The sequence below is a fragment of the Sphingomonas sp. IC4-52 genome, from assembly GCF_020707225.1.
Classification (GTDB): domain Bacteria; phylum Pseudomonadota; class Alphaproteobacteria; order Sphingomonadales; family Sphingomonadaceae; genus Sphingomonas.
Map to the genome: position 1 here is coordinate 340,915 of NZ_JAJFEU010000004.1, position 18,260 is coordinate 359,174.

The 18,260-nt window shown below is 64.8% G+C and carries 17 protein-coding genes; 13 read left to right on the forward strand and 4 right to left on the reverse strand.

Translation table 11 applies throughout. The features are described 5' to 3' along the window. Positions 1-76: 76 nt before the first annotated feature. From LK535_RS12425 to LK535_RS12445, 5 genes are all read left to right on the forward strand, one after another. The gene (locus LK535_RS12425; protein ID WP_227772217.1) at positions 77-1,576 is read left to right on the forward strand and encodes a class I adenylate-forming enzyme family protein; all 1,500 of its coding nucleotides are present in this window, start codon (positions 77-79) and stop codon (positions 1,574-1,576) included. 10 nt (positions 1,577-1,586) lie between these two features. Continuing rightward, positions 1,587-2,825 carry a cytochrome P450 gene (locus LK535_RS12430; protein ID WP_227772218.1) on the forward strand — a complete coding sequence of 413 codons (1,239 nt, stop codon included), beginning with the start codon at positions 1,587-1,589 and terminating at the stop codon, positions 2,823-2,825. Continuing rightward, positions 2,822-3,223, forward strand: a complete 402-nt coding sequence (locus LK535_RS12435; protein WP_227772219.1) for a Zn-ribbon domain-containing OB-fold protein — start codon at positions 2,822-2,824, stop codon at positions 3,221-3,223. The genes LK535_RS12430 and LK535_RS12435 overlap by 4 nt, the downstream gene beginning before the upstream one ends. Continuing rightward, positions 3,220-4,386, forward strand: a complete 1,167-nt coding sequence (locus LK535_RS12440; RefSeq protein ID WP_227772220.1) for a thiolase C-terminal domain-containing protein — start codon at positions 3,220-3,222, stop codon at positions 4,384-4,386. The genes LK535_RS12435 and LK535_RS12440 overlap by 4 nt, the downstream gene beginning before the upstream one ends. A gap of 134 nt (positions 4,387-4,520) precedes the next feature. Next, positions 4,521-6,653 carry a molybdopterin-dependent oxidoreductase gene (locus tag LK535_RS12445; RefSeq protein WP_227772221.1) on the forward strand — a complete coding sequence of 711 codons (2,133 nt, stop codon included), beginning with the start codon at positions 4,521-4,523 and terminating at the stop codon, positions 6,651-6,653. Here LK535_RS12445 and LK535_RS12450 read toward each other — a convergent pair. Next, on the reverse strand, positions 6,650-7,261 hold the full coding sequence (locus LK535_RS12450; protein ID WP_227772289.1) for a TetR/AcrR family transcriptional regulator: 612 nt from the start codon (positions 7,259-7,261) through the stop codon (positions 6,650-6,652). The genes LK535_RS12445 and LK535_RS12450 overlap by 4 nt on opposite strands. A 177-nt stretch (positions 7,262-7,438) precedes the next feature. On the opposite strand from LK535_RS12450, the gene LK535_RS12455 reads away from it, so the two are divergent. From LK535_RS12455 to LK535_RS12470, 4 genes are all read left to right on the forward strand, one after another. After that, positions 7,439-7,855: a GFA family protein gene (locus tag LK535_RS12455; RefSeq protein ID WP_227772222.1), complete on the forward strand. Its 417-nt coding sequence runs from the start codon at positions 7,439-7,441 to the stop codon at positions 7,853-7,855. Then, complete coding sequence (locus LK535_RS12460) at positions 7,845-8,723, forward strand: alpha/beta fold hydrolase (RefSeq protein WP_227772223.1); 879 nt, start codon at positions 7,845-7,847, stop codon at positions 8,721-8,723. Before LK535_RS12455 ends, LK535_RS12460 begins: the two co-directional genes overlap by 11 nt. A gap of 53 nt (positions 8,724-8,776) precedes the next feature. Then, positions 8,777-9,040: a hypothetical protein gene (locus LK535_RS12465; protein ID WP_227772224.1), complete on the forward strand. Its 264-nt coding sequence runs from the start codon at positions 8,777-8,779 to the stop codon at positions 9,038-9,040. 91 nt (positions 9,041-9,131) lie between these two features. Further along, entirely contained in the window at positions 9,132-9,326 is a 195-nt protein-coding gene (locus LK535_RS12470) for a helix-turn-helix domain-containing protein (protein ID WP_227772225.1), read from the forward strand. Positions 9,327-9,767: 441 nt separating this feature from the next. Here LK535_RS12470 and LK535_RS12475 read toward each other — a convergent pair whose 3' ends face one another. Beyond that, positions 9,768-10,676: a sigma-70 family RNA polymerase sigma factor gene (locus LK535_RS12475; protein WP_227772226.1), complete on the reverse strand. Its 909-nt coding sequence runs from the start codon at positions 10,674-10,676 to the stop codon at positions 9,768-9,770. Positions 10,677-10,838: 162 nt separating this feature from the next. Between LK535_RS12475 and LK535_RS12480 the strand changes: the two genes are divergently transcribed. The 3 genes from LK535_RS12480 to LK535_RS12490 all read left to right on the forward strand — a co-directional run bounded on the left by LK535_RS12480 (position 10,839) and on the right by LK535_RS12490 (position 14,450). Next, positions 10,839-11,294, forward strand: coding sequence for a carboxymuconolactone decarboxylase family protein (locus LK535_RS12480; RefSeq protein ID WP_227772227.1), 456 nt, complete (start codon positions 10,839-10,841; stop codon positions 11,292-11,294). Positions 11,295-11,323: 29 nt separating this feature from the next. After that, the gene (locus tag LK535_RS12485; protein WP_227772228.1) at positions 11,324-11,803 is read left to right on the forward strand and encodes a carboxymuconolactone decarboxylase family protein; all 480 of its coding nucleotides are present in this window, start codon (positions 11,324-11,326) and stop codon (positions 11,801-11,803) included. 367 nt (positions 11,804-12,170) lie between these two features. Then, positions 12,171-14,450: a TonB-dependent receptor domain-containing protein gene (locus tag LK535_RS12490; RefSeq protein ID WP_227772229.1), complete on the forward strand. Its 2,280-nt coding sequence runs from the start codon at positions 12,171-12,173 to the stop codon at positions 14,448-14,450. 142 nt (positions 14,451-14,592) lie between these two features. On the opposite strand, the gene LK535_RS12495 is transcribed toward LK535_RS12490, so the two are convergent. Both LK535_RS12495 and LK535_RS12500 read right to left on the reverse strand, forming a co-directional pair. After that, positions 14,593-15,486 (reverse strand): NAD(P)/FAD-dependent oxidoreductase, encoded by an 894-nt coding sequence (locus LK535_RS12495; protein ID WP_227772230.1) that lies wholly within the window; start codon positions 15,484-15,486, stop codon positions 14,593-14,595. Beyond that, on the reverse strand, positions 15,476-15,940 hold the full coding sequence (locus LK535_RS12500; protein ID WP_227772231.1) for an Rrf2 family transcriptional regulator: 465 nt from the start codon (positions 15,938-15,940) through the stop codon (positions 15,476-15,478). Before LK535_RS12500 ends, LK535_RS12495 begins: the two co-directional genes overlap by 11 nt. 301 nt (positions 15,941-16,241) lie before the next feature. On the opposite strand from LK535_RS12500, the gene LK535_RS12505 reads away from it, so the two are divergent. Next, the gene (locus tag LK535_RS12505) at positions 16,242-18,260 is read left to right on the forward strand and encodes a TonB-dependent siderophore receptor (RefSeq protein ID WP_227772232.1); all 2,019 of its coding nucleotides are present in this window, start codon (positions 16,242-16,244) and stop codon (positions 18,258-18,260) included.

An 18,260-nucleotide genomic window follows, 5' to 3' on the forward strand; every position in this document is an offset into this window, starting at 1 on the left:
TTAGGTTGACGCCTTTTTAGCTTCAGTAACAACAAGGAGAACGTACGCCGGCCAAGCTGGCGTCGGAGAGGGACGTATGCCGCAGACGTTGCCGAATGCCATCGCATGGTGGGCCAGGATGCGTGGCGATCAGCCGGCCGTGGTCCTCGACGGCGATGTGCTCACGTATCGCGACTATCACGAATGGTCCGGCCGGGTTGCTGCGATGCTGATCACCGACGGGCTCCAGCCGGGTGACCGCGTTGCTATCTGTGCCACCAATAGCCTCGCCTATGTCGCCCTGATCATGGGCACGATCCGCGCCGGCGGGATCGTGAACCCGGTCAACTTCCGCTACACCCCGCGCGAAATCGCTGAACTGGTCGAAACCACCGAACCAGCCATCTCATTCGCTGATCCGGCTTATAGCAGGAATATGGCGGATGCCGGTCTTTCGCCCCGCGCGATGACGGAAATCGACGCATTGCGCCACGGCGCGCCGATCACCCCGTCGCACGATCCGCAGCCTGATGCGCCAGTGGTCATCATCGCGACCTCGGGCTCCACCGCCAAACCGAAGGGCGTCGTCTTCACGAACCGCTCGATGACGGCCTATGCCGCCAGCTGGGCAGTGGAGGAGACGAGTTCGGCGCCTGGATCGCGGGTCATCAGCCTTGCGCCGCTCAACACCTCGGCCGGCTTCGTTCAGCTGATGCATTATACGACCCAGGGCTGCACCATCTACATGGTGCCGCAGTTCATTCCCGCGGATGCGCTTCGGCTGATTGAGCAAGAGCGGATCACCTGCTTCGGCGCGGTGCCGGCCTTTTTCGAGTTCATCGCGGCCCTGCCCGAGTTCGCCGACGCCGACCTGTCGTCGATCAAGCTCGCCACGGCGGGCGGCGCGCGCGTCAGCCGCCAGTTGCTGGAGACCTACAAGGCCAAGGGCATCACCATTCGCCAAATCTATGGCCAGACCGAGGTTGGCGGCAACGCGACGATGATGCCCGAGCATCTCGCCATGGACTCGCCCGAGAAATGCGGCTGGGGCAACATCTTCATGGACCTGCGGGTCGTGCGCCCCGACGGTACGGACTGCGATCCGGGTGAGCCCGGCGAGATCGTGATGCGCTCGCCCGGCATGATGCAGGGCTATTGGCGTAACCCGGCGGAAACGGCGAAGACGATCCGCAACGGCTGGCTCTATTCCGGCGACATCGGCACGCTGGACGAGAACGGCCTGCTCACCTTCGTCGACCGGCTGAAGGACCTCATCATCTCGGGCGGGCTCAACATCTCCGCTGCCGAGGTGGAACGTGTGGTGTGCGAGTTCCCCGGCATCACCGAGGCGCTGGCGATCGCCGCGCCTGATCCCAAGTTCGGCGAGACGCCCTTTGTCGTCTATCACGGCCCCGCCGAAGTCGATGTCGCGGCGCTGATCCGCTACTGCGACACCAACCTCTCCAACTACAAAGTGCCGCGGTACGTCGCCTTCTCCGCCGATCCGCTGCCGCGGCTCGCGACGGGGAAGCTGTCCAAGCCCGCAGTTCGTGAACTCTACGCCGGGGCGCACGAGCGCCTCTCGCGCGTCCGCTGAGGAGCCTCACATGAACGCTCATGCCGCCGTTGCCGCGCCCCGTCCCGTGCCCGCGCACGTGCCGCCCGAACTGGTCTTCGATTTCGACATTTATGCCGATCCGCGCATCGGCGAGGACGTGCAGGGCACTTATGCCGCCGCGCTCACCGATGCGCCGCCGGTCTTCTGGACGACGCTGAACGGCGGTCACTGGATCGTGAAGGCGTTTGACGCGATCACCGCTGTTGTCACCGACCCCGAGCATTTCTCCGTTCGCGAAATGCAAATCCCGCGTGTCGCGAACCCGCCCTTCTTCATCCCCCTGAGCCTCGACCCGCCCGAGAACCTGCCGTACCGCCGCGCGATGATGCCGATGTTCGGCCCGGTCGCGATCAAGGCGATCGAGCCGCAGATCCGCGATTGGGCGCAGAAGCTGGTGGATCAGGTCGCCGCGAGCGGCCGCTGCGACTTTCAGGGTGACGTGTCCAAGGTCTTCCCCGTCAGTGTCTTCATGGAGCTGATGGGCATGGACCTCGCCCGCCTGCGCGAATTTCGCGAACTGGCGGAAGCATTCTTCGACAATCAGAACAACGCCGAGGAAATGGGGCGCCTGTCCGGCCTGATCCTGGGCGAGATGAAGGCGTTGATCGAGGAGAAGCGCGCCAATCCCGACGACAAGTTGATGAGCCACTTCATCACCGTCGACATCGGCGGGCGGACGATGAACGAGGACGAGATCCTCGCCATGAGCTTCGTCCTGTTCCTCGGCGGCATGGACACCGTCACCAACGTCACCGGCTTCGCCTATCAGCAGCTGGCGCAGATGCCTGACTTGCAGGCCCGCCTCGCCGCCGACCCGTCGCTGATCCCCGCCTTCGCCGACGAGGCGATCCGCCTTTACGGCGTCGTCAACACGCCGCGCCTCGTAGTGCAGGAACAAACGATCGGCGCGGCCACATTCAAACCGGGCGAGATGGTGTTGTGCGTCCTATGCCTGGGCAGCCGCGACCCCGCCAAGTTCGATGCACCCAATGCGTTCGACATCGATCGCAAGCGCACCGCGCACCTCACCTTCTCCAGCGGGCCGCATCTGTGCATCGGCCACGTCCTCGGCCGCGCGGAGCTGCGCATCCTCACTGAAGAATGGGTGAAGCGAATCCCGTCGTTCAAGCCGGTGGCAGGCGAAAAGCACGCGTTCCGCACCGGCACGGTCATGGCGCTCGAGAACCTGCCGCTCGAGTGGACACCTGTTGAACGGACCGGAGCATGAGCCGAGCGGACGGCGCGGACGCACCTTACTGGAACGGTTTGGAAGAGGGGAAACTGACGCTGCCGCGCTGTGACGGCTGCGACCGCTGGATCTGGCCCGCTGGCCATCGCTGCGGCGCGTGCGGCACCACCGGCGTCCATTGGGTCGAGCGACCGATAGCAGCCACCGTCTTCTCCTGGACACGCACCTGGCACGCCTTTGGCGGGGCCGAGTCGCTCGGCCTGCCGTTCACGACCGTGCTGGCGGAGATTGAGGATTGCGGCATCCGCCTGCTCGGGCGGCTCGACGATCCCGACCGGATCGATCCCATATTGGGCGAAAAGCTGACCGGCCAGATCGGCCGCACCCAGGCCGGCGACGACTCCATTCCCACCATCATCTGGAGCCGTGCCGCGTGACGCATCCCCTCTACGGCACCACCGCCATCGCCGGCGTCGGCCTGAAGCAATATAAGCGCGGCGCCTCACCGCTGCCCGAACGCAGCGTGCTGGTGGAAGCGATCCTCGCTGCCTGCGACGAGGCCGGTTTCGATCCGGCCGAGATCGACGGCTTCGTCTCCTATGGCGACGACAAGAACGAACCCGTCCGCCTGATGCCCGAACTCGGCAGCCGCGAATTGCGCTGGTCGGCGCAGGTCTGGGGCGGCGGCGGCGGCGGGATCGCCGGCGCATTCGGCGTCGCGGCGGCGGCGATCCTGTCCGGTCAGGCCAGCGCAGTCGTCATTTTCCGCGCGTTGGTAGAGGGGTCGAGCGGCCGCATGTCGGCCGCTGTGATGGCCCACCATCTTAACGATCACCTGCGCGCGACCGGCATGGTTTCGCCGGCGCAGGCCTGCGCCGTGCGAGCGACACGGTTGTTCGACCACCACGGCGTCCCCCGCGACATCGTCGAGGAACTGGTCCGCGCGTCCTATCATCACGGCAGCCGCAACCCGGAGGCGGTGAGCTACGGCCAGACGTTCGACGTCGAGCAGTTGCGGCAATCACGCCTCATTGCCGAACCCTTCCGCCTGTTCGATTGCAGCCGCGAGAACGACGGTGCCGGAGCGCTGCTGATGGTTTCCGCCGAACGCGCGCGCGATCTTGCCAAGCCGCCAGTCTATATGCTCGGCTGCGCACAAGGCGCCGAGGCCGGTTGGGGCGACCTGCTCGAAAATGACGACGCCGACCTTTACGTCACCGCCGGCTTCCGCGGGCTGGCGAAGCGGCTTTATGCCGACACCGGCCTCACCCCCGCCGACATCGACGTGGTCCAGCTTTACGAGAATTTCGACGCGCAGGGCGTCATGTCGCTAATCGATCACGGCTTCTGCACCTACGAAAATGCGACGGAGGTGATCCGCTTCGACAACCTCATCGCCGATGGCGGCAAGCTGCCGATCAACACCTCGGGTGGCAATCTCGCGCAAGGCTTCATCCACGGCATTGGCCTGCCCATCGAAGCTGTCCGCCAGCTGCGCGGGGAAAGCGCCAACTCCGTTGCCGGTGCGCGGACTTGCCTGCTCGCCGGCGGCCCGGGCGCGCCGACGGTGAGTTCCGCGATCTTCGCCAATGCGATCTAACCACCGCCTCACCCCGGCGAAGGCCGGGGCCCGATATCGGTGAGGTCGACAATGCACGCAGCGCGTCGTTACCTTGACCTTCCGAACTGGGCCCTGGCCTTCACCGGTGAGGCGCCGAGAGAGCACGGCCACACATGACCACCGAGGCTCGCACCTTCTGCCGGATCTGCCAGGGGATGTGCGGCCTCGTCGCCACCATCGAAAACGGCCGTGTCACCAAGGTGCGCGGCGACAAGGAGAACCCGCTCACCCGCGGCTTCGCGTGCAGCAAGGGCCTCGCCTCGCCCGAGTTCCACTATGGCCCAAAGCGCCTGCTGCGACACCAGCGCCGCCGCCCGGACGGCACGCATGAGGCGATCGGCTTCGGCGACGCGATCGACCTCATAGCGACGCGCCTGCGACCGATCATCGATCGCCACGGCCCGCGCGCGATCGCCGCTTATGTCGGCACGCAGGCGACCTGCAACGCCATCTACCGACCGCTCGCAATCGACTTCCTGCGCGCGCTCGGCTCGCCGTCGCTGTTCACCTCCATGACGATCGACCAGTCGGCCAAGTGGGTGACGATCGGCCGCATGGGAAGCTGGCTCGCTGGGCGCCAGCCGCTGAAGAGCGCGGACGTTTGGCTGCTGTCGGGCGTCAACCCGATGGTCTCCCTGTCGGGATGGTCGGGCAATCTGCCGCCCTATGATCCGGTAAAGCAGATCAAGGAGGCGCGCCGCGCCGGCCTCAAGCTGATCGTGATCGATCCGGTCCGCACCCAGACGGCGGAGAACGCCGACCTGTTTCTCCAACCGCTTCCCGGTTACGACGCCGCGATCTTCGCTGCGCTCCTCAACATCATCCTGAGCGAAGGTTGGCACGATGCGGCCTTCTGCGCCGAGCATGTCGCGGGCCTCGCCGAGCTGACCCAGGCCGTCGCCGCCTTCGATCCCGCGCTGGTGGAAGCGCGCGCCGGACTAGGGTTCGGCCAGCTCCACCAAGCCGCCGCCATGTTCGCCCGCGACGGCTGTCGCGGCTGCGCCGGTGGCGGCACCGGCCCCAACATGGCCGATCACTCCAACCTCGCCGAGCATCTGATCGAGACGCTGAACGTCGTCTGCGGTCGCTTGCTGCGTGCCGGCGAGCCGGTGCCCCGCCTCCCCGTTCTCAACCCCGACCGGCCGGTCCGTGCCGAGGTCCGGCCGGCGCGCCGCGAGTGGGAGAGCGGCCATCGGGGCGTCACCGGCTACGGCACGATGTTCGGCCAGATGATGACCGCAACGCTCGCCGACGAGATCCTGAGCGACGAACCCGGCGGCATTCGCGCGCTGTTCTGCATTGGCGCCAACCCCGCCAACGCCCTCCCTGACCAGCGCCACGCCGTAACGGCGCTCCGCAGCCTCGACCTGCTCGTGACCAGCGACGTGGTCTGGTCCGAAACCGCGAGACTCGCTGATGTGGTCTTTGCCGTGAAGCAGCCGTTCGAACGCCCGGACCACACACAGTTCCTCGAGGCGCTTGGCCTCGAACTGCCCTTCGCGCAATATACCCCCGCGTTGGTGGACCCACCGAGCGAGGCCGACGTGGTCGACGATTGGCGCGTCTATTTCGCGCTCGCGCAGCGCCTTGGCCTGTCACTCGACCTTGCCGGCCCACTCGACATGCATGAGACCCCCAGCAGCGATGCATTGCTTGATCGGCTCGCAGGCGGCTCAACCGTGCCGCTGTCCGTCGTGAAAGCCTGTCCTTCCGGCGCGGTGTTCGACCGCCCCGTTCCTACCGTGAAACCAGCCCGCGAAGGCCGGCGCGATCGGCTGACGATCGCGCCCCCGGACGTGCTTGTCGAGTTGCGCCAGTGCCGATCAGACCTGGCTGTCGCACGCACGGTGCGGGGCGGGTCAGCGTCGCATCTCCTGGTCGCCCGGCGCGAGCGAGAGACGATGAACAGCTTCGGCCGCGATCTTGCTGGCACCCGAAAGCGGTTCCCGCGCAACCCGGCATGGATTGCGCCGGTAGATGCCGACGCGCTTGGTGTCTCGAACGGTGACCGCGTCCGCGTCATGGCCGAGCATGATGCCGTGATCGCAGAGGTGCGGATCGATGCCGCAATTCGGCCGGGGGTCGTATCCATGTCGCACGGCTGGGGCGGCTTGCCCGATGCGACCGATCCGTTGCGCGACGGCGTGTCCACGACGCGGCTGGTGGCGCGCGATCGTGCGGTTCAGCCGATCAACGCCATGCCCCGGCTGTCGGCAATTCCGGTGCGACTGGAGCGCGCTGATTAGGGCGCCAGCCGCATGCCCCAGCTCTTCGTTGCCGCCCGAGCCATGGCTCCCCCCAGGAACATGCGCAGCGTCTCGACGAACAGCTCCTCGTCGGCAAACGGGTTCGACGCGAGCGCATGCGTGAGCGTCGGATATCGCGCAGCATCCACTGTCGGGAAGGAGGGAACGTCAGCCGATCGCGCGAACGCCTCGAACAAGGCCGAGCCGAACGTGATCTTCTCCGTCCCTTCGATCACCGCCATGTGCAACTCGGCCGCGAGTGGATCCTCTCGCGCTGCACGGTCATATTCGTCCAGCAGAAGATGGCGCGGGAAATATTGGAGGATCAGCGAAGCAGCCCGCGGGTGTTTCAGCAACGATCGGCGTGTCTTGAGGCACAGCTCAATAAGTCGCTCCGGCCAGTCCGCTTCGTCCAGCGCAAAGTCACCGGGGTCAAGCAGCAGCAAGGCCACCTCCGCCAACACCTCCCGCCGATCGCGAAAGTGATGGTAAAGCGACGGCGGCTTGACCCCCAGCCGCTGGGCAACCAGCGCCATGTTGAAGCCATCAAGCCCGTGTTCGTCGATCACTGCAAGCGCCGCTTCCGCAGCCCCGCGACGCGATATCATCGGCTTGACTGGTCTTGGCACGATCTCGCTTCCTCATCGCTGCGATGACCAGCCGGCTGGTCAACCGGATACAGGTGAAGCGTCAACTGTCACCTCGGGCAAGGAAGTAATCTACTGTTGTTAGAATAGCTGCTTTGGGCCATTCTTCGCGCAAGACGACAAAAGCAGGAGAGCAAAATGGCAGAAGACGCGGTCACGGGCAGGTGCAATTGCGGTGCGGTTAGCTGGCGGATCGCGGGCTCGCCCCTCGCGGTGGCAGCCTGCCATTGCACGAACTGCCGCGCTCAGTCGGGCGCAGCTTTCTCGGTCAACATCGTCGCCAAGTCACGTGAAGTCACGGTCGACGGGCCCATCAGGACGTTCGAGGACAAAGCGACTGCTAGCGGACAACCTGTGTTGCGCCAGTTTTGCGGCCAGTGCGGCTCACCGATCCAGTCGGTGATCACCGCCAACCCTGCGGTTGTTGCGATAAAGGCCGGCACTGCCGACGAACCCGGCAATTATGCTCCGACCATCCACGTCTGGACGCAAAGCAAGCTGCCTTGGGTCGACATTCCCGACAACGTGCCGAGCGTCGCTCGCGATGTCGGCTGAAGCGGTGCGCCGGCGCGACGTTCGCACACCGGACGGGCTGACGATCGCCCTCGACGAAGGTGGGCCGGCGAACGCACCCACTGTCGTGCTCCTCCATGGCGGCGGGCAGACGCGGCATAGCTGGTCGGCGGCGATGCGCGCGTTGGTGGCTGGCGGCTATCGCGTCATCAACTTCGATGCCCGTGGCCATGGCGACAGCATGTGGTCGCCCGAAGGCGACTATCTCCTGGACCACCGCGCTTCGGATCTGCGCGCGGTGGTAGGCGAGACAAGGCCCCTCGCTCTGGTGGGAGCGTCGCTGGGTGGCGCAACATCGCTTCATGCCGTGGCCCAGGGGCTGGCGGTGGATGCATTGGTGCTGGTCGACATCACCCCGCATCCGGAACCTGCCGGCATCGAACGGATCACCAGCTTCATGCGCCGTCATACTGACGGCTTCGCGACGCTCGACGAGGCGGTGGACGCGGTCGCCGCCTATAATCCGCATCGTCCGCGTCCGCGCGACCCCAGCGGGCTGCGCCGCAACCTGCGCGAGCATCCCGACGGTCGCCTTCGCTGGCATTGGGATCCGAAGATCATCGGCACCGCGCCGGCCGTGCACCACGCCACGGTACGCGTGTCCGCCGACCGGATCGCGGCAGGCGCGCCCTTTCCGCTGATGCTCGTTCGGGGGCTCAGCAGCGACATCGTCTCGGACGAAAGCGTCGCGGCCTTCCGTGCTCTACTGCCCTGGGCGGAAGTCGCCGACGTGGCGGGCGCCGGGCACATGATCGCGGGCGATCGCAACGACGCGTTCAACGCCGCCATACTCGACTTCCTTGCCCGTCATCTGCCCGTTCAAACAGCGAATCCGGCAACAAGGACCTGAACTGGGCCTGTCAAACCAACGTGGCAACGCCTGGCGAGCGCTGCTAGCTCGGCGTGATCAGCCGCCGATCGAGAGCCAAGCCGCCCAGCCCGTTCCGCCGGTTCAACTCGTCGATCGAGGTGATCCGGCTTGGCGTTCTGATGTACGTGCGGTTTCCGCTATCGCTGCGGAACGTCGAGAATTCGCTGTTCGAGCGCGGGGTCGACATCTGCCACGAGACCGTGCGTCACTGGTGGAATCGGTTGGGTCCGTTGTTCGCTGGCGACATCCGTTGGCAGCGCGTGTCGCGGATGCGCGGCGTTCGCCAGTGGCGCTGACCACCACATCCGGCCACGGGCGAAGGTGATCCACATCGTGCCAGGATCAGCGTCGAAGAAAGCACGTGCTTCATTGGTGTACCCGGTCGCCGTGGCTGGGAGCCGCCCTTGCTTGCGGCGGGCGAAGGGCATGGGCCAGGAAAAGTTCGCGCTCGAGTTTGGGATTGATCGCCCGTACGTCAGCGGGATCGAGCGCGGTGCGCGTGACCCGACCATCACGGTGGTGCAGCGCCTGGCAGACGCTTTGGAGGTTCCCATCTCCGAATTGTTTGCCGAGATCGAGTAAGCTCCATCTCGGGCGACGATGCCCCCGCTGCGACAAAGCTGCATCTGCACTTCGGGAGCGTCGTCGCGCTTCGTGCCACGACTATGGCAGACGACCGCGACCTCGTTAATCAACTTCTACCCGAGCAGGCATGATGATGGAAGATGCGCATCAGTGAAGACGGAGAAACGGGGAAGCCGCGACTTTACCAGGCAGCACATTCAGGACGCGATTGGCGCAACGAGCGGTCGAGATTGATCATGTGGCGATCGACCGTTCAGCGGCTACGTCGACCCATCCCCGGACCTTCAGACCGGCCAGGCCGCTCCTCAGAAGCAGACTCTCATTCATCGGGCCTTTCACGACCGCTTAGCGCCTCAATTCCCGCTCTCTAGCCTCGCTGGGGGCACGCCTAGAAGCGGCCGTTCTGCGTGGTCCAGCGGGGAGGCTCGGTCGGTTGATCTAGCTGATCATTGCGCCTGCCAGATGCTGCAACTTGTCGGGGTTGCGAACGATGTAGATCGCTGCGATCTTGCCGTCCCGTATATCGAGGGCGGTAGTCTGCACGAGCCCGCGATCGACGCTGATGTAGCCAGGCAAACCATCGATCTCGGCAGTGCGTAGCAGTTGCGCGGTCGGCGCGTTCTTGCGCCGCAGTCCAGCGAACAGGCGCAGCGCGCGATCGAGGCCGCGGATCACGTTGCGGAAGGCCATGACCTTGCCGCCGCCGTCCGAATGGATCTCCACCTCTTGGGCAAGCAGCGAGGCAAGTGAGGCGGTATCGCCATCGCGTGCGGCAACGAAAAACGCCTGAGTGATCCGGCTTGCCTCGGCTGCTTCCACGCTGAAGCGCGGCCGTGCGGCCTGGACATGCTTGCGTGCGCGAGAAGCCAGCTGGCGCACCGCCGCCGGCTCGCGACTAAGCGTCACGGCGACTTCGCTCAGAGCGATATCGAATACGTCGTGGAGAAGGAAAGCTGCGCGTTCCAACGGCGACAAGCGCTCCATGGCGAGCATCAGCGTGACCGTGATATCGTCGGCAATCGTTTCATCGGGATCGGTCGAGCCCACCAGCGGGTCCGGCAGCCATGGGCCGATGTAGGTTTCGCGGCGTGAGCGAGCGGATTTCAGGCGATCGAGGCACAGCCGGGTGACGACCTGCGTCAGATAGGCAGCGGAGGAGTCAACGCCACCCTCGACCTGCTCCCATTTCAACCAGCTATCCTGGACCACATCCTCGGCTTCACTGAACGAGCCGAGCATCCGATAGGCCAGGCGGACGAGCCGCTTACGCTCGCGCTGAAAGTCAGCCAGGCGAGAGCCCGGTCCGATCGTCTTTGCTGACACCTTCACGCTGTCGACCCTCGTCATCTTGCGTCGCTCCAATGGCTTCCCTGATCTGACGAGCCAGCTCGCTGCAGTGTGACATGGTCGCGGGTAGAACAAAAATTCCTGGGGCATGTCACATCATCAGAGCCCGCCTCGTCAGTGCAGCAAGCGTCGAGTTGGCGCTGCTGCAAAAGGAGCGATGGCATGAACGAGACCAAGAGGCCCGTGTGGCATGAGGTTGCGCCCGTGGGCGCAAAGGCACTGTTCGGCGTGCACCACTACGTAACGACGGGCACCAATCTGCCGGAAGAGATGATCCACCTCGTGTTCCTGCGCGTGTCGCAGATTAACGGCTGCGCGCATTGCATCGACCTGCATACGCGCGACCTGCTCAAGACGATGCCGCTCGACAAGGTGGCACTGCTGCCGGTCTGGGCTGAGGTGCCCCACCTGTTCGCGCCACGGTATCGCGCGGCGCTTGCCTGGGCGGAGGAGGTAACGCGGGTGAGCGAGACCCATGCCTCGGACGAGGCTTATGCCGCCGCAGCGGCAGTGTTCGAGCCGCGCGATCTGGTCGATCTGACGATAGCGATCGCGGCGATGAATGCCTTCAATCGACTTGGCGCGCCGTTCCGCTTGCCGGTCAAAGCGAAGCCCTGACACACCCCAACTTATTGGATCTACGGACCATGACCGAACGACTGAACCATATGCGCCAAGTGCCGGCACTGACGCAGAAGCTCACCGAGCTTACCCTCGCACTCAAGAAGGGGACGGTCGGGCAGACCATCCTGAGCTTGGTCGAGATACGCGCGTCACAGCTCAATGGCTGTGCCTTCTGCCTCGACATGCACATCAAACAGGCCAAGCTGCACGGCGAACGCGAACTGCGCCTCCACCACGTCGCGATCTGGCGTGAGTCGACCCTGTTCAGTGATCGCGAGCGCGCCGCATTGACGTGGACCGAAGCGCTCACCCGGCTCTTGCCCCGCGGTGTGCCGGACGACATCTACGCGGACGTACGCGCGCAGTTCTCGGAAGATGAGCTCGTCTACCTCACCTACATGGTGATGGTAATCAACGCTTGGAACCGCGCCTCGATCGCGTTCCGGTCGGTGCCCGGGTCGCAAGACAAGGCTTTTAGGCTGGATAAATCAGGCCTGTCTTAATCGGAGCATCAGTTCTTCGTCGAGCGGTCGCCCAAAGGCGCTCAAGTGAAATGAACGGCCGCTCGTCTGAAGACACTCATTCGTCCGCTACGCGCCGTAATCCCGGTCATTCGGCAGGGTCGAGTTGCTGCCTGAAAGCCGCGGAAGGTGTCACGCTCGCATTGGGCCACGCGATCCTAGAAGGTGAACAGTAGGGCGCCCCACGCGCAGCTCTGCTGCAAGGCCTGGGTATGGCAGGCGGGCTGAGCCGACCAACACGGTCTGTCTGCCGCCACATGAACGTTCCGCCGCACTCCACACTTTGTACGTTGACGATACGGTATAACATTACGTATTCGCCGCTGTGAAAAGGGTGGAGTAGAACACGATGCGTTTTCCCGATAACCGCGGCGCAGCGGCGCTGCTGGCCACAGCCGCTTTGGTGCTTGCGCCGTCAGTGGCTTGGAGCCAGTCAGGATCCGACGCGCAAGCGGAGAACGATCGGCAGCGGCAGCGGCGCGGCGGGGACGGTTCAAGCGACATCGTGATCACCGGCCGCTCGCTCAAGACCGAAGAGAGCGCCCTGCCCGTTCAGGTGCTTGAAGGCGATGCGCTCGTCCACCGGCGCCAAGGCGGTCTGGGCGAGACGCTCGCCGGCCTTCCCGGCATTCACCTCGATAATTTCGGCGGCGGCGCCTCGCGTCCGGTGATCCGCGGCCAAACCTTGCCACGTATCGAAGTGCTCAGCGACGGCGCCAATCTGTTCGATGCGTCTTCGGTCTCACCCGACCACGCGATCACCACCGATCCGTTGCTGCTCGACGCGATCGAAATTCAGCGGGGGCCTTCCGCGATCCGCTATGGCGGCAACGCCACCAACGGCGCGATCAACCTGGTCGACAGCAAGGTACCCAAGTCGGTTCCGGTCGGCGGCGTCACCGGGGCAACCGAGGTCCGCTACGGCACCGGCGACGAGGAAAAGACGGTGGTCGGCCGCGTAACCGCGGGTGTCGGCCAGTTCGCGGTCCATGCCGAAGGCGCGCGCCGCGCGGCAGAGGATTACGACGTGCCGGACGCCTATGGGTCGGACCGCCTGCGTGACTCCTTTGCCGAGAGCACCAGCTATGCCGTCGGCGCTTCCTGGATCACATCGAAGGGCTATATCGGCGCTGCCTATTCGCGAATGGAAAGCGAATATGGGCTTCCCGGCCACAGCCATCGAAACGCTGTCTGCCACACCCATGGCCTCGACCTCCATTGCGCAGCGCATGGCAGCTTTGAAGACCCGTTCGGCGGGCCGGACGATCATACCGCCGCGATCAGGCTGCACAGCGACCGGGTGGATGTCCGTGCAGACTATACGGACCTGCTGCCGGGGTTCTCCGACGCGCGGCTGCGTCTCTCCTATACCGATTATTCACATGACGAGGTCGACGGCGATCTGCTGTTCACGCGCTTCACGAATGAGGTCTGGGACGGGCGCCTGGAGCTGACCCACAAGCCGGTTCTTGGCTTCGCCGGCACGCTTGGCGTGCAATATACCGACGGCAGGTTCGGCGGGATCAACGTCAACGACCTCCACAAGCCGTTTCCCGAAGGCGCCTATGGCTTCGACGGGAACCCCGATTTCCTGACCGAGAATGTGGGAATCTTCCTCGCCGAACGTCGCTCTTTCGGGCAGGTCGATATCGAAGCTGCCGTGCGCAAGGACTGGCGCAGGATCGACGTTACGGTGCCGACCTGGCGCTCCACGTTGAGCCCGGACGTCGAGGCCCAGTTCGTCGAATGGTATGGAACCGACTGGAAGAACATCCTTGAAAGCGAGGACGTCGACGCGTTCCGGGCGCGGAATCCAACTGTGCGGCACAATCCGTTCTCGGCGTCGCTCGGCGCTACCTGGAATGTGGGGCAAGGTTATGCGCTGGCGCTTTCTCTCGGGCATACCGAACGTGCCCCAAACGTGCGCGAACTCTATGCGCGCGGCAACAATCTGGCCACCAACAGCTACGAGCTCGGGCTCGCCGTCGGCAATCCGGTCCTGGGAGAGGCCGGCCTCTCCGCAGAAGATGTCCTGGAGAAAACCGACGCGATCAATTTGACGTTCCGAAAGACGGGCGGTCCGCTCGAATTCGAGGTCGGTCTCTTCTACCAGAGCGTGGACGACTATGTGTTTGCACGCCTGCAGGAGACGGAAACCGAAACCGGCATACCGCACAATTTCCTGGTCTACACCGCGGCGGCCGCGCGTTTCGCCGGGATCGACGGCCAAGTGAGCTACGCCTTCAACCCATCGTCGCGCCTCACGTTGTTCGGCGACTATGTCGACGCCGACCTCAAGCGCGAGGACGACAATCTGCCGCGCATCCCGCCCGGGCGTCTCGGCGCGCGCTATGACCTTTCGGCAGGCGCTGTGTCGGGCGATGTGGAATACTATCACACCTTCGCCCAGGATAAGGTGGCTGCCTACGAGACGCCGACGCCGGGTTATGACATGCTCAATGCCACGCTCAGCTACCGCCTCGATCTTGGACAGACCAAGGGGGTGGAACTATATGTGCGCGGCACCAACCTGCTCAACGAGCTGGCTTTTGCGCACACCTCGTTCGTGAAGGACCAGTCACCGCTACGCGGTCGCAGCCTTGCGATCGGCATGCGGCACTCGTTTTGAGTATCGGCGCCGGCGTGCATCTGCACGCCGGCGCTTCCAATCGCATCTTCCTGGATAGCAAGCCCGGCACCTTGCGCGGCGTGCTCTGCGCCTAGGTCGTCACCATCGAGGGGCCGGTGAAGGGTTGCCTGGGAGCGACCGATCAGCCGAACACGAGGGTACGATGAGCGGCGGTCCCCGCCGTGACCCCATCGGCAACCGCCCAGCTGACCGCATGCGGAGCGCGTGCGATGTCGCCAGCGGCATAGAGGCCGGGTACGGTGGTCATCTTGTCCGCATCGGTCCTGATCACTGGCCCCAACGGGCCTTCGTCGATTGCGGCGCCAAGCTGCTCGGCGATCGGACTCGCCATGCAGGATTGCGGGGCCACATAAAGCGCCTCAACCGGCCTTGTACGCCCGTCCTCGAACTCCACGGCAGACAAGCCGGCATTCTCCCCGACCAGCCGCGCCAGCCTGCCCGCCTCGACGCTCACGCCATGTTTCGCGAGCCTTTCCGCGCTCTCGAGATCGAGCTGCCCGCCGTTCAAGAACAGCGTGGTCGGCCCCCATTCGGCGACCAGGCAGGCCTGGTGTGCTGACATCGGCGTCCGGAACAGCACGCCCAAGCGCCGACCGGCAAACTCTAAGCCGTGGCAATAGGGACAGTGGAGCACGGTCTTGCCCCAGCGCTCCTGCAGGCCAGGGATCGGCTCCAGCGTGTCGCGCAGCCCGAAGGCCAGAATAGCCTTGCGCGCCGAGACCTCCTCGCCGCTCGCAAGCGATACTGCGAATCCGTCAGGAAACGTGCGCGCTTCCGTCGCTTCCGCTTCGATCATCGTCACGCCTGGATACCGGGCCACTTGGCCGCGCGCCTTGGTAAGGATCGATTGCGGGTCCACGCCGTCGAAACCGAGAAAGCCATGCGAGGCGTCGGCGAAGCGATTGCGCGGCCGGCGCGCGTCGATGATGCAGACGCGCCGTCGCGCACGAGCGAGATAAGTGGCGGCGGCGAGTCCGGCGAAAGCGCCGCCGACGATGACGACATCATGCTGCATGGTTGGTCTCCAGGGCGAGCGACCCGCCGCGTTCGGCGAGGCGCATGTGAAAATCGGCGCTGAGTGCAGCAAGCGAGACTTCGCCGAACCGACAGAGCAGCAGTGCTTCGGCTTCATCGAAGGCCTCGCCGAGCGCAGCGTTCACTGCCTGCTCGACAAGGCAGCCTGGCGCCTCGGTCCGGTTGCCCATCGCCAGGAGTTCGGGGCGGCCAAGCGCTTCGTAGACGTCGCGGAGCGTCACCGACGCGAGATCGCATGCAATCGTCCAGCCGCCGCGATGGCCCTTGCCGGAGCGGACATAACCCCGATCGCGCAAGCCCGCCATAATCCGGCGGATCACCACGGGGTTCGTGCCCATCGCACGCGCCAATGCCTCCGATGTGACCGGAGCCGGCTGTTCCGCCATGTGGAGCAGGACGTGGAGCACGCCCGAGAGTCGGCTATCTCTTCTCATGCAACTTCATATGTTGCGTATGTTTGTCGGCTTCAAGTGCGTTTGTCATTCCCTCACAAGTTCACCTCGAGTCAGTCGACGCATGCCGGCGAGGGCCCGCCGTGCAGCAGCCTTGGGCCAGGTGCAGGCACCGGGGCGCGGCATTGCGGTGGGCAAACCGACAAGGCTGTGTTGCATCATGACGGGAATGTCTTATGAGATGATGCAACATACCATGAAGCGAGAATAATCGATTGTGCCTGTTGAGCCTTCTACGCATCTGCGCTCGTCTGTCCTCTGGCTTGCGCTCTCTGCCGGGGCGGTGACCTCTAACGCGCAGGCTCAAGACAGGGCCGACCATATTCGGCAAGATGCCGAGAAGTACGACATCGTCGTACTCGGATCGCGCGACACCGTGGATCGCACGCTTTCCTCCGATCGCGTAACCGAACGCATGTCGCAGTCGAGCCGGTCCATCGAGCGGGACATACTGGACGCGGCAGGCACTTACCGCTTGAGCGACGCACTCGAACTGGTGAGCGGTTTTAGCCAGCAGAACAATCGTGGCGGCGTGATCGACAATTTTGCCGTCCGTGGATTTCTCGGCACCCCTGACGGGGGTGCGGAATACTATCTGAATGGCTTCATGGCGAACCGCGGCATGGCGCCGCCGCGCGATCCGGCGACCACCGAACGGATCGAAGTGCTGAAAGGGCCGGCTGGCGCGCTGTTCGGCGATGTCGATCCGGGCGGGCGGGTCAACATCGTGACGAAGGTGCCACGCTTCACGCCCCACGCCAACGCCATGATCAGCTACGGCTCCTTCGACACGCGCCGGGTGGAAGTGGATGCGACTGGGCCGCTCAGTGATAGGCTGGCGGCACGGATCGTGGTCGCGGCCGAAGACAGCGACGGGTGGCGCGACACGGTGTCGATCCAGCGTCGGGTCGTGTCGCCGTCGCTCACCTGGCGCCCGAGCGAGGCGGTACGGCTGACCTATTCGGGAGAGTTCAGCCAGTTCGATACCCCGTTCGATCGCGGCATTCCCGCGATCGACGGAGACGCTAATGCGCTGCCGCGCTCCAACTATTATGGGGAACCCTCGAACGGCCTCACCAGATCGCGCAACGACCAGCACCAGCTGACTGGACTTGCGGATCTCGGGGATGGTTGGACGCTGAATGGCGGCTTTGTCTGGCGCACGGGGACGCTGAAGGGTCTGTCGGCGGATCAATCGCGCATCGTCGGCACGTCGCTATGGCGCCAGCGCCGCTCGCGCGACTTCAGCGTCGATGATCTGTCAGCACGGCTGGAGCTCGCCGGCCAGCTCGGGCGGCATCGCCTCAGCGTCGGGCTAAAGGGGTACCGCTTCCGCTATGGCGAGCGCTGGATGCGCATCAATCCGTCGGCGGCCGCGCCTTACGCAATCGACCTGTTCGATCCGGTCTATGGCTCAGTGGCGGCGCCGCTGCGGCCGTTCACCAACAATGACGAGAGCCGCTGGGCGGGCACCATCTACCTTCAGGACATGTGGGAGATCACCGATCGGCTGACGCTCGTCGGCGGCGCGCGGATCGACCCCTATCGACAGAAGATCGTCAACAACAACACCGGCGGCACAGGCCGTAACATCGACGAGCCGGTGAGCTTCCGCCTCGGCGGCCGCTATCGCTTGAGCGACGCGATCGCAGTGCATGCAAATTGGGGTGAGAACTTCTCGCTTAACACAGGAACGGATCGCAACGGCGCTGGCTTCGGACCGGAAACCGGCCGCGGCTATGAGTTGGGCATTGCCGCCAGTCTGCCAGGGATCGACGTGGCGGCGACCTGGTTCGACATCCGCAAGCAGGACATCCTCACCACTGATCCGGTTGATCCGAACTATCTCGCTCCGGTCGGCAGCTTGGTCAGCCGCGGGATCGAGCTCGACGCATCGGCACGGCTCGGCCAGCGCTGGCAGATCGTCGCCAACTATGCCTGGCTCGATGCGAAGGCGGACGATGCGGCATTCCCGACGCCGGAGGTACTGAACGTGCCGGAGCATTCGGGCACGCTGCTGGTGGTGCACCGCATTCCGACCGGACGCGGCGACTGGCAGTTGAGCGGCGGCGTTGCTTATGTCGGCGACCGAGCCGGATCGGTGGCGGCGACGCCGGTGCTGCTGCCGGGCTATGTCAAGGCGAAGGCGGCGATAGAGGCGCCCCTCACCGACAACCTCCGCTTCCGCCTGGAGGCGGACAATCTGTTCGACGAGCGGTACGCGGCCAGCTCCTACAGCGCCTTGTGGATCTACCCCGGTGCACCGCGCACCGTGCGCGCGTCCCTCCGCTTCGACATCTGA

What these genes read in the sequence shown, in the direction of transcription:
- LK535_RS12455 (WP_227772222.1), top strand. Translation starts at nt 7,439, where the DNA reads ATGGCAGAAGACGCGGTCACGGGCAGGTGCAATTGCGGTGCGGTTAGC.
- LK535_RS12485 (WP_227772228.1), top strand. Translation starts at nt 11,324, where the DNA reads ATGACCGAACGACTGAACCATATGCGCCAAGTGCCGGCACTGACGCAG.
- LK535_RS12500 (WP_227772231.1), bottom strand. Translation starts at nt 15,940, where the DNA reads ATGAGAAGAGATAGCCGACTCTCGGGCGTGCTCCACGTCCTGCTCCAC.
- LK535_RS12445 (WP_227772221.1), top strand. Translation starts at nt 4,521, where the DNA reads ATGACCACCGAGGCTCGCACCTTCTGCCGGATCTGCCAGGGGATGTGC.
- LK535_RS12430 (WP_227772218.1), top strand. Translation starts at nt 1,587, where the DNA reads ATGAACGCTCATGCCGCCGTTGCCGCGCCCCGTCCCGTGCCCGCGCAC.
- LK535_RS12495 (WP_227772230.1), bottom strand. Translation starts at nt 15,486, where the DNA reads ATGCAGCATGATGTCGTCATCGTCGGCGGCGCTTTCGCCGGACTCGCC.
- LK535_RS12425 (WP_227772217.1), top strand. Translation starts at nt 77, where the DNA reads ATGCCGCAGACGTTGCCGAATGCCATCGCATGGTGGGCCAGGATGCGT.
- LK535_RS12490 (WP_227772229.1), top strand. Translation starts at nt 12,171, where the DNA reads ATGCGTTTTCCCGATAACCGCGGCGCAGCGGCGCTGCTGGCCACAGCC.
- LK535_RS12450 (WP_227772289.1), bottom strand. Translation starts at nt 7,261, where the DNA reads ATGATATCGCGTCGCGGGGCTGCGGAAGCGGCGCTTGCAGTGATCGAC.
- LK535_RS12435 (WP_227772219.1), top strand. Translation starts at nt 2,822, where the DNA reads ATGAGCCGAGCGGACGGCGCGGACGCACCTTACTGGAACGGTTTGGAA.
- LK535_RS12460 (WP_227772223.1), top strand. Translation starts at nt 7,845, where the DNA reads ATGTCGGCTGAAGCGGTGCGCCGGCGCGACGTTCGCACACCGGACGGG.
- LK535_RS12480 (WP_227772227.1), top strand. Translation starts at nt 10,839, where the DNA reads ATGAACGAGACCAAGAGGCCCGTGTGGCATGAGGTTGCGCCCGTGGGC.
- LK535_RS12475 (WP_227772226.1), bottom strand. Translation starts at nt 10,676, where the DNA reads ATGACGAGGGTCGACAGCGTGAAGGTGTCAGCAAAGACGATCGGACCG.